The 14,673-nt window shown below is 73.2% G+C and carries 12 protein-coding genes and 3 pseudogenes; 7 read left to right on the forward strand and 8 right to left on the reverse strand.

Annotated elements, in window-relative coordinates; translation table 11 throughout:
• Positions 1–97: 97 nt before the first annotated feature.
• Positions 98–2,089, forward strand: coding sequence for an N-acetylmuramoyl-L-alanine amidase (locus tag AC07CM_RS16595; RefSeq protein WP_478877100.1), 1,992 nt, complete (start codon positions 98–100; stop codon positions 2,087–2,089).
• Between the two features lie 20 nt (positions 2,090–2,109).
• Here the strand turns inward: AC07CM_RS16595 and AC07CM_RS16600 are convergent.
• Positions 2,110–3,405, reverse strand: a pseudogene (locus AC07CM_RS16600) (amidohydrolase); the annotation flags it as partial.
• A gap of 113 nt (positions 3,406–3,518) precedes the next feature.
• Between AC07CM_RS16600 and AC07CM_RS16605 the strand changes: the two are divergent.
• Positions 3,519–4,178: pseudogene (locus AC07CM_RS16605) on the forward strand (cytosine permease); the annotation flags it as partial.
• Between the two features lie 19 nt (positions 4,179–4,197).
• Here the strand turns inward: AC07CM_RS16605 and AC07CM_RS16610 are convergent.
• A pseudogene (locus AC07CM_RS16610) lies at positions 4,198–4,850 on the reverse strand (DUF2625 family protein).
• Between the two features lie 226 nt (positions 4,851–5,076).
• Between AC07CM_RS16610 and AC07CM_RS16615 the strand changes: the two are divergent.
• From AC07CM_RS16615 to AC07CM_RS16625, 3 genes are all read left to right on the forward strand, one after another.
• On the forward strand, positions 5,077–5,424 hold the full coding sequence (locus AC07CM_RS16615; protein WP_478877101.1) for a VOC family protein: 348 nt from the start codon (positions 5,077–5,079) through the stop codon (positions 5,422–5,424).
• A 96-nt stretch (positions 5,425–5,520) separates the two neighbouring features.
• Positions 5,521–5,880 (forward strand): DUF779 domain-containing protein, encoded by a 360-nt coding sequence (locus AC07CM_RS16620; protein WP_478877102.1) that lies wholly within the window; start codon positions 5,521–5,523, stop codon positions 5,878–5,880.
• Positions 5,881–6,021: 141 nt separating this feature from the next.
• Positions 6,022–7,191 (forward strand): phosphodiester glycosidase family protein, encoded by a 1,170-nt coding sequence (locus tag AC07CM_RS16625; protein ID WP_478877288.1) that lies wholly within the window; start codon positions 6,022–6,024, stop codon positions 7,189–7,191.
• Between the two features lie 10 nt (positions 7,192–7,201).
• Here the strand turns inward: AC07CM_RS16625 and AC07CM_RS16630 are convergent, their stop codons facing one another.
• From AC07CM_RS16630 to AC07CM_RS16655, 6 genes are all read right to left on the reverse strand, one after another.
• Complete coding sequence (locus tag AC07CM_RS16630; protein ID WP_478877103.1) at positions 7,202–7,396, reverse strand: hypothetical protein; 195 nt, start codon at positions 7,394–7,396, stop codon at positions 7,202–7,204.
• 102 nt (positions 7,397–7,498) lie between these two features.
• Positions 7,499–8,362, reverse strand: a complete 864-nt coding sequence (locus tag AC07CM_RS16635) for a phosphatidylinositol-specific phospholipase C/glycerophosphodiester phosphodiesterase family protein (protein WP_478877104.1) — start codon at positions 8,360–8,362, stop codon at positions 7,499–7,501.
• A 185-nt stretch (positions 8,363–8,547) separates the two neighbouring features.
• Positions 8,548–9,630, reverse strand: a complete 1,083-nt coding sequence (locus tag AC07CM_RS16640; RefSeq protein ID WP_478877105.1) for an acyl-CoA dehydrogenase family protein — start codon at positions 9,628–9,630, stop codon at positions 8,548–8,550.
• Entirely contained in the window at positions 9,627–10,808 is a 1,182-nt protein-coding gene (locus tag AC07CM_RS16645) for an acyl-CoA dehydrogenase family protein (RefSeq protein ID WP_478877106.1), read from the reverse strand. Before AC07CM_RS16645 ends, AC07CM_RS16640 begins: the two co-directional genes overlap by 4 nt.
• A complete protein-coding gene (locus AC07CM_RS16650; protein ID WP_478877107.1) occupies positions 10,805–11,776 on the reverse strand; it encodes an NADPH:quinone oxidoreductase family protein in 972 nt (323 codons plus the stop codon). Before AC07CM_RS16650 ends, AC07CM_RS16645 begins: the two co-directional genes overlap by 4 nt.
• Positions 11,777–11,862: 86 nt before the next feature.
• Positions 11,863–12,462 carry a helix-turn-helix domain-containing protein gene (locus tag AC07CM_RS16655; RefSeq protein WP_478877108.1) on the reverse strand — a complete coding sequence of 200 codons (600 nt, stop codon included), beginning with the start codon at positions 12,460–12,462 and terminating at the stop codon, positions 11,863–11,865.
• A gap of 190 nt (positions 12,463–12,652) precedes the next feature.
• Here AC07CM_RS16655 and AC07CM_RS16660 point away from each other — a divergent pair, with 190 nt between their 5' ends.
• Both AC07CM_RS16660 and AC07CM_RS16665 read left to right on the forward strand, forming a co-directional pair.
• The gene (locus tag AC07CM_RS16660) at positions 12,653–14,191 is read left to right on the forward strand and encodes an ATP-dependent DNA ligase (RefSeq protein WP_478877109.1); all 1,539 of its coding nucleotides are present in this window, start codon (positions 12,653–12,655) and stop codon (positions 14,189–14,191) included.
• Positions 14,188–14,661: an NUDIX hydrolase gene (locus tag AC07CM_RS16665; RefSeq protein ID WP_478877110.1), complete on the forward strand. Its 474-nt coding sequence runs from the start codon at positions 14,188–14,190 to the stop codon at positions 14,659–14,661. The genes AC07CM_RS16660 and AC07CM_RS16665 overlap by 4 nt, the downstream gene beginning before the upstream one ends.
• Positions 14,662–14,673 lie beyond the last annotated feature (12 nt).

Consider the following 14,673-nt stretch of genomic DNA (forward strand, 5'->3'; position numbering starts at 1 on the left):
GAGGCACGGAAACGTACAAGGGGTGACGCGCAGGGCAACCTCCATTGCCCTGGTCGCATTTGTCCTGGCCTCACCGAACCCGTTGGAGGCAGCCCGCATGAAAAAACGCGTCGCCCCACGCGTCTCCCGTGCCGTACGCGGACACCGGCGGATCATCTGCGTGACCGCTTCGGCGGCGCTGCTGGTGCCGTTCCTGATCGACCGCTCGGCCGACGTCGGCGTGCCGGCCGACCAACGTCTGCAGGACGACTACACGGCCGCCGCGGACGAGTACCACGTGCCCCGAAGCGTCCTCATGGGAGTGTCCTACCTGCAGTCCCGGTGGGACTCCCATCAGGGCACCCCGAGCGTCGTCGGCGGCTACGGGCCGATGCACCTGGTGGACGCCCGCAAGTCCCCGGCACGGAAGTCCCCGCAGTCGTCCGCCCTGCCGAGCGCCGCGGCGGCGGGGCCACCGGCCTCGCACGAGACGAGCCCACCGGCCCGGCCCGCCGCACAGTCGGCGGACCTGCAGCGGGCCGCGATCCTGACCGGACTTCCGGCCACACAGCTGCGCACGGACGCCGCCGCCAACGTGCGCGGCGGCGCGGCCCTCCTCGCGGCGACCCAGCGGCAGCTCGGCAAGGCGCTCAGCGCCAACCCGGCGGACTGGTGGGACACGGTGACTCGCTTCCCGGGCACGAGCGACCCCGGCTCCGCGCAGACCTACGCGAACGACGTCTTCGACGTGATCCGGCAGGGCGCGGAACGCGTCACCGACACGGGACAGCACGTCACCCTCCCCGCGAGCCCCGGCGTTCGCCCGCGCGCTCCGCTTGCGCAGGGCGGGCCGCGGCCGAAGAACGTCGAGTGCCCGCCCGAGCTGTCCTGCTCCTGGCTCGGCGCGCCCTACGTGAGGATCGACGACGAGGCGTACGGCAACCACGACCTGGCCGACCGCCCCAAGGACCAGCGGATCGACTACATCGTCATCCACGACACCGAGGCGCCCCTGGCGTCGATGCTCCTGACCATCCAGGATCCGGAGGAGGCGTCGTGGCACTACTCCATCCGCTCCAGCGACGGGCACGTCACCCAGCACATCAAGACCAAGGACGCGGCCTGGCACTCCGGGAGCCAGTTCGTCAACGCCCGCTCGATCGGCGTCGAGCACGAGGGCTTCCTCCGGCACCCCGACGCCTGGTACACGGAGCAGATGTACCGGTCCTCGGCCCGGTTGGTGCGGTACCTGGCGAAGAAGTACCAGGTTCCGATGGACCGGCAGCACATCTTCGGCCATGACAACGTGCCGGCCCCGACCGAGGACAGCATCCCGGACATGCACGACGATCCCGGCCCCTTCTGGGACTGGCGGCACTACTTCGACCTGCTCGGCGCGCCGCTGAAGGCAACGGCCGGACCGGACAGCGACATCGTGATGATCCTGCCGGACTACGCCCGCCACAAGCCGCGTTTCACGGGGTGTGCCAAGCCCGGTGTGCCGTGCGCGCCGCACGGCTCGAGCGCCGTCCGGCTGCACAGCGACCCGGACGACAACGCCCCGCTCATCCAGGACCCGGGCCGGCGCCCGGGCGGCGAGGACTCCACGGAGGACGTCAACGACCTCGGCTCGCGGGTCTCGGCGGGTCAGACCTTCGCGGTCGCCGGGCGCAGCGGTGACTGGACGGCGATCTGGTTCCAGGGCCACAAGGCGTGGTTCAAGAACCCGAAGGCCCGTCCGACGGCCGTCGGTGAGCGCGGCCGGGTGGTCACCCCGAAGGCCGGCCTGAAGGAGATCTCCGTGTACGGCCGCGCCCTCCCGGAGGAGGACGCCTACCCGGAGGGCATCGACGAGCAGCCCGAGTCGCCGCTCCCCTACTCCCTGCGCGCGGGCCAGCGGTACGTGACCCAGTCCCGGGTCCTCGGTTCCTACATCGACCGGTCGTCCTTCGGCGACTCGCCGGCCCCGGTGGTGCAGGGTCAGGAGGCGTACTACGAAATCCAGTTCGACCACCGGCTCGCCTACGTCCGGGCGAGCGACGTGGACGTCCTGACCCCGCGGGCCACCGCGGTCCCGTCCCGGGACAAGGCCCGCTCCCCCCAGAGCTGACCCGGCCGGGGCCCGGCCGCTCAGAGGCCGGCGGCCCGGTGCGTGGGGCGGCCCGCCACCACCGTGAGCAGGACCGGAAGGTGGGCCAGCTCGCCGTCGGGTACCTCCAGCGGGTTCTCGGCCAGGACGGTGAGGTCGGCGCGGTGACCGACGGCGAGCCGGCCGGCGAGGTTCTCCTCGCCGGCCGCCCAGGCGGCGTTGAGGGTGATGCCCTGGAGCGCCTGCAGTGCGGTGAGGGCCTGTGCGGGTCCGTGCGGGGGCAGGGAGAGGTCGGCGGGGCGGCGGTGCCGGGCGCCGGCCATGACCTGGAGCGGCGGGTACGGAGCGATGGGCCAGTCGGAGCCGAGGACCACGCGCGCTCCGGCCGCCCACAGGTCACGGCAGCGGAACGCGCGCGCCGCCCGCTCCTCGCCGAGCCGGCGCGACCAGTTGTCGGTGTGGTCGGCCCGGGTGAACTCGCAGCAGTGGGTGGGCTGCATGGACGCGGCCACGCCGAGCCGCGCGAACCGCCGTACGGTGTCGTCGGGGACCGTCTCGATGTGCTCGACCCGGTGCCGTACCGGGGCCGGGCTCTCCGCGTGGGCCTTCTCCACCGAGTCCAGCACATGCCGTACCGCCGCGTCACCGATCGCGTGGGTGGCGGTGGGCACGCCGGCGCGGTGGAGGGCGGCGACGACCTGGGTGTAGCGCTGCGGGTCGGGCCAGTGGGCGTGGGCCGACTCGCAGTGGCAGTCGGGGGCTTCCAGCCAGGCGGTGCCGTTGTCGATGGTGCCGTCCATGAACAGCTTCACGCCGGCGACCCGCCACAGCGCGCCCCCGGTGCCCTGCAGCCGGACCAGTCCGGCGACGGCTTCGTCGTCGTCCTCCGGCCGGCACCAGGGGGCGACCCGCAGCCGCAGGGGCAGCGCGTCCGCGGCCTCCAGCGCGGCGTAGACCGACTGGCTCGCGCCGTTCGCGTCCATGGCGTGGCCGCCGGTCAGGCCCGCCGCGGCCATGGCCCGCAGCACCTCGGCGGTACGGGCCCGCACCTCGGCCTCGGTGGGGCGGGGCGCGACGGACTCGACGAGTTCGCATGCCGCGTCCTCCAGCAGCAGTCCGGTGGGCCGTCCGTCGGCGTCGCAGACGATCTCGGAGCCCTGGGCGAACTCCCGCGGGCCGTCTACGCCCGCCAGTTCCAGTGCGCGGCCACTGGCCAGTACGGAATGTCCGTCGAACAGATCGACGAGGGCGGGAACACCGTCGAGGACCGGGCCGAGAGCGGCCGCGGCGACCGGCTCGCCGCCGAAGGCGTTGGGGTCCAGGCCCCAGCCGCGCAGGTCGCCAGCGGGTCGTCCGTGTGGAACTCCCCCGCGGCGACGCCCTCCCGGACCAGGCCCTCCAGTCGCCCGCGCCAGGCGGACTCCTGCTCGGCGACCCGGTCCCGCAGAAGGAGGCGGTGGCCGGCTGGACCGCGCTCGGCGGGTTCCTGCCCGGCACCGCGGTCTGCTGTCTCGGGGCGTTCGCGGCGACCGCGGTCGACATGAGCGACCCGCAGAGAGCGCTGGCGCGGCTGCTGCCCGGCTGGTTCCGCCCGGTGTTCCTGCTCGCGCTGGTCCTCGGCACCGTGGCCCTGAACGCCCTGACCGCCTACAGCGCCGACCCCGCCCTGCAGGCCGTCGGCATCCGCGTCCGGCGCTCGCTCAGCGTCCTGGTCGACGGAGCCGTCTCCGTCTCGCTGACCCTGTACGCGCTGCTCGTGTCCGACTTCCTGGACACGGTCGGGAACGTCCTGCAGCTGACCGTGGTGCTGCTCGGTCCCAGCATGGCCGTCTACGCCACCGACATCGTGCTGCGCCGCAACCGGTACGACGGCATCGCCCTCGCCGACGAGACCCCGGGCAGCCCCTTCTGGTACTCCGGCGGGGTCAACTGGTCCGGCGCGCTCGCCCTCGCGGCGGGTGTCGCCGCCTCCGCCCTGTGCGTCGACACCGTGTACACCGGGCCGGTGGCCGCCGCCCTGGGCGGCGTCGACCTCGCCCTGCCCGTGGGGTTGGTGGTGGCCTCGGGCGTGTACGCGGTGTCACGGCGCGGGATACGCGGGACGGGCTGACCGCGGCGGCCGCGACGTCTCACACGTCGCCGAGGAAGCCGGGATCGGCAGGTCCCATCTGCCGGGCGAAGTCCGCTGCCACGCCCAGGACTTCATACATCGCCACGGCACGCCTGCTGGTGGCCGCGAGGTCGTCGTGCGCCTCCTCGGACCACAGGAACGGGTAGACGGACAGCCCCTGCGAGAGGTCCAGGGCGGCGGCCTCCTCGCGCCACCCCGGCGGGCGCAGGCCGTCGTAGGGCCCGACAGCAGCCACCACACCCAGGTGGAGTGGCCCATGTCCATGGCCTCCCACTCCAGGGTGTCGGGGGCGAAGTAGGTCATCTGCCCGGGGGCGCCCGGGCGACCCGCGGCGGCCGGGTCGTGGCCGTTCAGCGCGAACACCCCGCCGAGCACGTCGTGTCCGACGACGAGCCCGGACGCCGGGTGCCAGGCGGGATCGAGCTCCGCCGGGAACCGGTTGACCAGGCCCAGGCTCGGCAGACCGCCGGTCGCCACCGAGCCGCCGCCGAACACCCGCACCCACCCGTCGTCCAGGACGAGTCCGCCGCAGTGCAGCACCAGCGCGCCGAGCGCCGAACGCGCGGTGACCTGCATCTGCAGGAGGCACCGGCGGCCCTCTTCGGGGGCACCGGGCAGCACACGGACCGGTGTCGCAGCGGCCGCGAGCATCTCCTGGACCTCCGGCCAGGCCGGATCGTCCACCTGCGTCAACTCGTCGATCTCCCGCACCGCAGGATCATGGCACGCCCGCCGCACCGGGTCCGCGGGCCCCCCGGGCCGGCCCCGGCCGCGCCGGGCGGCCGTCCGCCTACGGGCGGCTCCTGCCACCGGATAGGCTGCCCGCACCGTCCGCCCGCCGTTCGTCCGCCGTTCGTCCGACAAGTGGAGCCGCGAGATGTACGTACGCCGAGTCGTGCCCAACGTCCGGTCGACCGAACTGGCCGAGAGCGCGGAGTTCTACGGGGTCATGGGTTTCGAGGAGGTCATGAACCACGGGTGGATCGTGACCCTCGCGTCCGCCGGGAACCCGGCCGTCCAGCTGAGCCTGATGCGCGAGGACCGCACCGCGCCCGTCGCCCCCGATCTGAGCATCGAGGTGGAGGACGTCGACGCGGTCCACACGGCGATGCGGGAGCGCGGCGCGGAGATCGTGTACCCGCTCACCGACGAGGAGTGGGGGGTGCGACGGTTCTTCGTCCGGGACCCCGACGGCAAGGTGGTCAACGTCCTCGGGCACCGCTGACCCCGGACCCGGTCCAAGGACGCCCGCTGGACGCACCGCTGACGGTCCGTGAGACTGGGTCGCGCCCTACGCTCCCGGCTCTTCAGGACGGTGACCATGGAAGAGGTAGTCCCCCGCGTCGAACTGACCCCGCGGGCCGCCGAGCTGGTGCGCCGGCTGCGTGCGGAGCACGGCCCCCTGATGTTCCACCAGTCCGGCGGGTGCTGCGACGGCAGCGCGCCCATGTGCTACCCGGACGGCGAGTTCCGCACCGGCGGCTCGGACGTGCTGCTCGCGGAGCTGGCCGTGGAGGGCGTCGAGGAGCCCGTGACCTTCTGGATGTCCCGCAGCCAGTACGAGGCCTGGAGCCACACCCGGCTGATCGTGGACGTGGTACCCGGACGGGGGAGCGGTTTCTCGCTGGAGGCACCCGAGGGAGTGCGTTTTCTCACCCGTTCTCGCGTAGTCGACGCCTAGCCACCCCGCGGGCCATCGCCGTCTGGTGCACTTCCCCCCAGTACTGGGACAGTTGACGAGGCATCAGGGGGCACAGTGACGCGCGATCGACGGCAGACGACAGCGGGCAGATCGGTTCTCACGGTTCTCACGGCGTTCGGTGTGCTGGCCGGTGCGGCCCTGACGGGGGCGGGACCGGCCGGTGCCGTACCGCTCGGCGATCGCATCGCGCCGGGCGTCACCTACCGGCAGTTCGACATCCACGCGGCCGCAGGGGAGGCGCACGCCCACCTGCTGACCGTCGACCTGGCCAACCCGCACGTCCGTCTGGACCTGCTGTACCCGGGAGCGGTGGCGGCCCGCGCGACCGTCTCGAGGCTGGCCGACGCGGCCGGCGCCGTCGCCGGGGTCAACGGCGACTTCTTCGACATCACCGAGACCCAGCACCCGGGCGTCGAGGCCACGGGCGCGAGCGTGGGACCGGCGATCGCGGACGGGCACGTGCTCAAGGCGGCGGTGCCGAACGGCCAGCGGTTCGGACCCGCGCTGCCGCCCGGCACCAGCACGCGGGACGTCCTCGGCGTGGGCGCCGACCGGCGCGCCCACCTGGACCGCCTCACCCTCACCGGCACCGTCAGCACGCCGCAGGGACGGCTGCCGCTCAAGGGCCTCAACCAGTACGCGCTGCCGCAGAACTCCGTCGGCGCCTTCACCTGGCGCTGGGGCAGCGCCTCCCGGGTGCGCGCCATCTGCGGCACGGACACCGACCGGGCGGCCGGGTGCAGCGCGGACACCCACGAGGTGACGGTGCGGGGCGGCCGGGTGGTCGCCGCCTCCGACACCCCGGGCAGCGGCACGATCGCCTCGGGCACCACCGTTCTGGTGGGCCGCGAGGAAGGCGCGCGGCAGCTGCGCAAGTTGTCGCCGGGCGACCGGGTGTCCGTCACGCACGCCCTGGTGGCGGCCACGGCGAAGGTCCCGTACGCGTTCGCGATCGGCGGCTACCCGGTCCTGCGGAACGGCAGGCCGCTGTCCGGTCTTGACGACACGACCTCCGCCGTACGCACCGTGGTGGGCTTCAAGGGCGGCGGACGGCAGTTGCTGCTGCTCGCGCTGGACGGGGCCGCCGCCTACCGCACCGGCATGACCATCGCCGAGGAGGCGGCCACCATGCGCGAGCTCGGCGCGTCCGCCGCGTTCAACCTCGACGGCGGCGGCTCGACCGAGATGGTCACCCGCGCTGCGGGGGCGAGCGCGGTGGAGGTCCGCAACCATCCGAGCGGCGGCGCCGAGCGCCCCGTGGCGAACGGCGTCGGCGTCTTCTCGTACTGACCCGGCCCGATCAGGGTTTGAGACTGCTCACCAGGTCGGCCGTCGCGGTCAGCCCGCTGTGGATGGTGGGCGCCATGCTGGTGCTGGCCAGGTAGAAGCCGAGCAGCATGCACACCAGGGCGTGCGAGATCTTCAGCGCCCCGTTGCGCATGAAGATCACGGCAATGATCAGGAGCAGCAGCACCACAGAGATGGAAACGGCCATCGGGAACCTCCTCCGCCACGCCCCATGAGCGGCGTTCGGCCGCAAGTGTGACGTAGCGGAGGGTTCGTCCGGGCGGCTGACGTGTCCGCCGATCGAGTGGTCTTATCCGGACTGGTGTGCGTCGAGGAACGCCTCCAGACCCGCGAGGTCGTCGGTGTTGAGCTGGTCGACGCCGGCGGCGAGCAGCTCCGTCCACAGGGCGTCCCGGGCCGGGCCCGCCGTGTCCGGGGTGGCCCAGAACCGGATCCGCTGCCCGCGCGCGTGGGCGGCGCCGGTGATGCCGCGCAGCTTCTGCCGCTCGGCGTCCGGGAAGGCGCCCTCGCCCTGCCAGGTGAAGTTCAGCGTCCAGTTGTCGCTGATCAGCGGGATGAAGGAGGCGGGCGCCGCGCTGCCGAGGTCGGTGAGCCGGCCGTCGTAGAAGGCGCGGCGCTCGGTCTGGGCCTCCATCGGTACGCGGGCGGCGCGGTCGCCGGAGATGACGGCGGTGACCGGACCGGGGTTGACACGGCCGTGCGCGTAGGTGGTGAACAGGTGCGGGTGGCGCCTGAGGTGCCGGTCGAGTTCGAGGTACGTCGAGGAGCCCTCGGTCTTGATGTCGATGAGGAGCTGGACCGGCCGGCGCTGACCCCGGTACACCGAGCCCTGGTTGGCCCTGACGCGGGCGGCGAGCGGGTCGAGGTAGAGGGATTCGAGGGTGCGGGTCGGATCCAGCTCGGAGGCGTCGTGGCCGACGAGGAGCTGGTCGCCGACGAGGAAGATGTCGGCCTCGACGCTGCCGAAGCGGTGGTCGAGGGCGTCGAACAGGGGCCGCGGGTGCTCGTAGTCGTTGTGGGCGTGCGCGTGCCACAGCGGGCGCGGGCCGCGGTGGCCCCCGCCCGCCCAGGCCTGGGCCGGGGGAAGGGTGATCGCGCCCGCGAGGGCGGCGCCGAGGGTGGTGAGGGCTCTGCGACGGGTGGTGAGGGCCATGCGCTGCCTCCCTTGGGGTGCCGGATGGGACCGAAGGGAGTATGCGTTCGACACACACCCAACGGCCCCCATCCGGACGGGAGTTCGCCCTCTGTTCACTTGTGGCCGGCGAGCGGGGCAGCCGGCTCGGGGGTGCGGGGAACCGTGCGCCCGGCTCCACCGCACCCGCCGCCGACGAGCGTCGGTCAGGGCCCCAGGATGTCGACCAGTTCGGCCAGTGCCTCCCGGTGGGCGCCCGCGGTCCCGTAGGCGATCGAGTCGGCCTTGGCCCGCTTCAGGTACAGGTGGATCGGGTGCTCCCAGGTCATACCGATACCGGCGTGGAGCTGCAGCGCCTCCTCGGCGGCGTGGACGGCGACGGGCGCCGCGTACGCCTGGGCGACGGCGACCGACACGTCGGTGTCCTCGCCGGAGGCCAGCGCGTCGGCGGCGGCACGGGCGGCGGCCCGGAGGTTGACGACCTCCAGCCACAGCTGGGCGAGCCGGTGCTTGAGCGCCTGGAAACCGCCGACCGGCCGGTTGAACTGCTTGCGCTCCTTCAGGTACCGGACGGTTTCGGTCAACGCCCAGTCGGTGAGGCCGAGTTGCTCGGAGGCGAGCAGCCCGGCGGCACTGCGCAGGGCGCGTCGTACGGCGGGTTCCGCGTCGCCGATGCGGCGGCCGGGCGCGCCGTCGAGGGTGACGGTGGCGAGCGGGCGGGTCAGGTCCAGAGAGATCTGCGGGGTGACGGTCACCGCCTCGGCGGCCACGGCGTACAGCCCGCCGTCGTCGGCCGGGACGAGCAGGACGTCGGCGGCGGCCGCGTCCGCGATGCCGGACAGCTCCCCGTGCAGGGTGCCGTTCTCCAGCCGTACGGCCTTCGGGGCGGCGCCCGGGGACACGTGCAGCCCGACGGCGAGGGCGCCGATGGTCCGCCCGGAGGCCAGCCGGCCCAGCAGCTCCTCGTCCTCGCAGGCCAGCAGGGCCTCGGTGGCCACGACCGCGCTGGTGAGGTACGGCACGGGAGCCACTGCCCGGCCCAGCTCCTCCAGTACGACCGCGACTTCGCGGTGGGTGGCGCCCTGGCCGCCCTGCGCCTCGGGCACCAGCAGCCCGGCGAGGCCCATGCCCTCGGCGAGGGACTTCCACAGGGCGAGGTCGTGCGGGGCGTCCGACTCGGTGCGGACGATCACATCGGGCGCCGCGCAGTGGTCCGTGAGCAGGTCGCGGACGGCTGCGCGCAGCGCCTCTTGCTCCTCGGAGTAGAGGAGATCCGGCTGGGTGCTCATCGGGCCAGGTCCTTCCAGGCGACGTCCTTGTCGGTGCGCGGCTCGGCGGGCAGGCCCAGGACGCGCTCGGCGACGATGTTCAGCAGGACCTCGCTGGTCCCGCCCTCGATGCTGTTGCCCTTGGAGCGCAGGTAGCGGTAGCCGGCGTCACGGCCGGTGAAGTCCACCAGCTCGGGGCGGCGCATGGTCCAGTCGTCGTACAACAGGCCCTCCTCACCGCGCAGTTCGACTTCCAGGCCGCTGATCTCCTGATTGAGGCGGGCGAAGGCGAGCTTCATGCCGGAGCCCTCGTAGCCGGGCTGGCCGGCGACCAGCTGCTGGCGCAGGCGTTCGGCGGTGAGACGGGAGACCTCGGACTCCACCCAGAGCTTCAGCAGGCGCTGGTGCAGGTCGTGGGTGCGCAGTTCGGGGTTTTCCCGCCAGGTCCTGGCGACCGGGCCGATCATGCCGCCCTCGCGAGGCAGGCGCATGCCGCCGATGGAGACGCGCTCGTTCATGAGCGTGGTCTGGGCGACCCGCCAGCCGTCGCCGACCTCGCCGAGACGGCGTGCGTCGGGGATGCGGACGTCGGTGAGGAAGACCTCGTTGAACTCGGCCTCGCCGGTGATCTGGCGCAGCGGCCGCACCTCGACACCCGGGTCGGTCATGTCGCAGACGAAGTAGGTGATGCCCGCGTGCTTGGGCACGTCGGGGGCGGTGCGGGCGATGAGGATGGCCCAGCGGGCGATGTGGGCGCTGGACGTCCACACCTTCTGCCCGTTGACCGCCCAGGTGTCGCCCTCACGGGCGGCCCGGGTGCCGAGAGCGGCCAGGTCGGAGCCGGCGCCGGGCTCGCTGAACAGCTGGCACCAGACCTCCTCGCCCGTCCACAGAGGCCGCAGGAACCGCTGCTTCTGCTCCTCGGTGCCGTACTTCAGGATCGTCGGCGCGGCCATGCCGAGGCCGATGCCGATGCGCCGGGGGTCGTTGTCGGGCGCGCCCGCGGCCTCCAGTTCGGCGTCCACCACGGCCTGGAGGACGCGCGGGGCACCGAGTCCGCCGAGGCCCTCCGGGTAGTGCACCCAGGCCAGGCCGGCGTCGAAGCGGGCCCGCAGGAACTGAAGTCGGTCGGTGTCGGCGGGCGGATGCGCGGCCAGCAACTCGCGTGTGCGGCTGCGCAGTTCCTCGGCGTCGGTCATGCGGCGGCTCCCTTCTCCAGGACGACGGCCACCCGGCCGGTGGTCACGCCGTCGGCGACCCGCTGCACGGCGACGGCCGCGCCGTCCAGCGGCACCCGCTCACTCACCAGCGGCTTGATCGCGCCCCGCGCGGCCAGCTCGGTGAGCTGCTCGTGGCAGTGCAGGACCAGCCCGGGGTTCTTGGTGTTGTACAGGCCCCAGTGGAGCCCGAGGATCGAGTAGTTCTTCACCAGGGCGTGGTTGAGCGCGGGGCTCGGGATGGTGCCGCTCGCGAAGCCGACGACCACGATCCGTCCCTCGAAGGCGACCAGCTTGGCGGACTGCGCGTAGGCCTCGCCGCCGACGGGGTCGTAGATCACGTCGGCACCCCGGCCGCCGGTGGCCTCCTTCACGGCCGCGACGACGTCCTCGGCGCGGCGGTCGACCACCACGTCGCAGCCCAGATCCCGGGCGACGCCGGCCTTGTCCGCGCCGCCGACCACGCCGATCACCGTGGCTCCGGCCGCCTTGCCCAGCTGCACGGCCGCGCTGCCGACGCCACCCGCGGCGGCGTGCACGAGCAGGGTCTCCCCCGCTTCCAGGCGGGCTCGGCGGTGCAGACCGAACCAGCCCGTCTGATAACCGATGTGCAGCGCGGCGGCCTCGGCGTCGTCCAGCGAATCGGGCGCGGGCAGCAGGGCGCGGGCGTCTGCGACGGCGTACTCGGCGAAACCGCCGTACGGCAGTGCCGGGTTGGCGATCACCCGGCGGCCGTCCTCGGTCTCGGCGCAGATCTCCACACCCGGCGTGAACGGCAGCGGCGGCCGCACCTGGTACTGGCCCCGGCACAGCAGGGCGTCCGGGAAGTTGATGTTGGCGGCGCGCACGCGCAGCAGCACCTGACCGTCGCCGGGCGTGGGGCGTTCCACCTCCGCCAGGCGCATCACCTGGCTCGGCTCGCCGTTCTCGTGCACTTGCCATGCCTGCATGCGGGGCCTCCACGGGACTGCTTCGTCTGACCGGGTCCAACGGCATACTAAGCGGTCGCTTGCCAATCAGGGAACAGTCGATCGCGTCACGTGCGCGTCGGCCGCGCCCGTACGTGCATCCGTTCCCCCTGCGACCCGAACAGGCTCAGGAACTCCGCGGGCCCCTCCCCCGTCGACCCGAACCAGTGCGGCACCCGCGTGTCGAACTCGGCCGCCTCCCCCGCCGACAGCACGACGTCGTGCTCGCCCAGCACCAGCCGCAGCCGCCCCGAGAGCACGTACAGCCACTCGTAGCCCTCGTGGCTGCGCGGTTCCGGCTCCTGTCTGCGCTGCGGTTCGCGCACCTTGAAGGCCTGGAGGCCGCCGGGCCGGCGGGTCAGGGGCCAGAAGGTGCGGCCGTGGCGTTCGAGGGGCTTCGCCCGCACCCGGGGATCGCCGACCGGCGGGGCGCCGACCAGCTCGTCCAGCGGAACCTGATGGGCCTGGGCGATCGGCAGCAGCAGCTCCAGGCTGGGTCGGCGCAGGCCGGACTCCAGCCGGGACAGGGTGCTGACGGAGATCCCGGTCGCCTCGGACAGCGCCGCCAGGGTCACCTCCCGCTCCTTTCGGATCCGCCGCAGCCGGGGGCCCACGCCCGCCAGCACGTCGTCTGTGCCGTCGGTGCTCTCGGGGCGTTCGGTATTCATGCCCACATTGCAGAATCGGCAAAGACGTTTGTCAACGCGGCAGCGTCCGCGCGACCGTCGGCGGCGACGGTGGTCACATGACCGACAGGTACGAGGTCGTCGTGGTGGGAGGCGGCGCGGAACTTCTTTTCGCCGGCCTCGACGCGGCCGTGCGGGTGTAGACCGAGCGCCGCCGGGTCACCCTGACTGCATGCTGCTGACCCGGCTCGCGGAGGTATCCCGGGAGGTGGCCGCCACGTCGGCCAGGTCCCGCAAGACCGCCCTGCTCGCGGAGCTCTTCCGGGACGCGGAGGCGGACGACGTGCCGATCGTCATCCCCTATCTGGCCGGACGGCTCCCGCAGGGGCGGCTCGGCGTGGGCTGGAAGGTGCTGAGCCGCCCGGTGCCGCCCGCCGCCGAGCCCTCCCTGAGCGTGCGGGAGGTCGACGCGCTCCTCGGTGAGCTGGGCAAGGTGTCGGGGCCCGGCTCCCAGGCGGAACGCGCCCGGATCGTCGGCGAGCTGATGGGCGCGGCCACCGAGGGGGAGCAGCGCTTCCTGCTCGGCCTGCTCACCGGCGAGGTCCGGCAGGGCGCGCTCGACGCGGTCGCCGTGGAGGGCCTCGCCCGGGCCACCGGCGCGGACCCGGCGGACGTACGGCGGGCGGTGATGCTCGCCGGATCGCTGCAGTCGGTGGCCCAGGCGCTGCTGGCCGACGGGCCCGGGTCCCTGGACCGGTTCCGGCTCACCGTCGGCCGCCCGGTGCTGCCGATGCTGGCCCACAGCGCCTCCTCGGTCGCCGAGGCGGTCGAGAAGCTGGGCGCGTGCGCGGTGGAGGAGAAGCTGGACGGCATCCGCGTGCAGGTCCACCGGGAGGGCAGCACGGTACGGATCCACACCCGCACGCTGGACGACATCACCGACAGGCTCCCCGAAGTGACCGCCGCCGCACTGGGGTTGGCGAGCGAGCGGTTCATCCTGGACGGCGAGGTGATCTCCTTCGGCGCGGACGGCCGGCCCCGCTCCTTCCAGGAGACCGCCGGCCGGGTCGGCTCCCGGAGCGATGTGGCGAAGGCCGCCCGGGAGCTGCCCGTCTCCCCCGTCTTCTTCGACGTGCTGCTGGTCGACGGCCAGGACCTGCTCGACCTCCCGTTCGCCGAACGGCACGCGCTGCTGGCCGATCTGGTGCCCGGGCCGATGCGGGTCCGCCGGACCGTGGCGTCGGGGCCGCAGCACATCCCGGAGGCGGAACGCTTCCTCGCCGACACGCTGGCCCGGGGCCACGAGGGCGTGGTGGTCAAGGCGCTGGCCGCCCCCTACAGCGCGGGCCGGCGCGGTGCGTCCTGGCTGAAGGTCAAGCCCGTGCACACGCTCGACCTGGTCGTACTGGCCGCCGAGTGGGGCCACGGCCGCCGCACCGGCAAGCTGTCCAACCTCCACCTCGGCGCACGCAACCCGGACGGCAGCTTCGCGATGCTGGGCAAGACCTTCAAGGGCATGACCGACTCGATGCTCGCCTGGCAGACCGAGCGGCTCCAGGAGCTGGCCGTGTCCGAGGACGCCTGGGGGGTCGGGGTCCGCCCCGAACTCGTCGTGGAGATCGCCTACGACGGCTTGCAGCGCTCCTCCCGGTACCCCGCCGGCGTCACCCTGCGTTTCGCGCGTGTGGTCCGCTACCGCGAGGACAAGGGACCCGAGGACGCCGATACCGTGGAGGCCCTGCTGGCAGCCCACCCGGAGGTCGAGCCGTGACGGTGCGTGCGACGAAGCACAGTGCGGGACTGCTGTTGTTCCGGCACACCGACGACGGACTGGAGGTCTTGCTCGGCCATATGGGCGGACCGTTCTTCGCGAAGAAGGACGCGGGGGCGTGGACCGTGCCCAAGGGAGAGTACGAACCGGACGAGCCCGCCTGGGAGGCGGCCCGGCGGGAGTTCCAGGAGGAGCTGGGCCTGGCGCCGCCCGACGGGGAGGCCGTACCGCTGGGCGAGGTGGCTCAGGCCAACGGCAAGATCGTCACGGCGTGGGCGGTCGAGGCGGACCTGGACCCCGGGACGGTCGTCCCAGGAACCTTCACCATGGAGTGGCCGCCGAGATCCGGGCGGACGCAGGAGTTTCCGGAGCTGGACCGGGTGGCGTGGGTCGGTCTCGACCGGGCTCGTGAGGTGATCGTCAAGGCCCAGGCCGCGTTTCTGGACCGGCTGGCGGAGCACTCGGCCTGAACAGGGGTCTAC

Source organism: Streptomyces sp. NPDC044061, assembly GCF_056434305.1.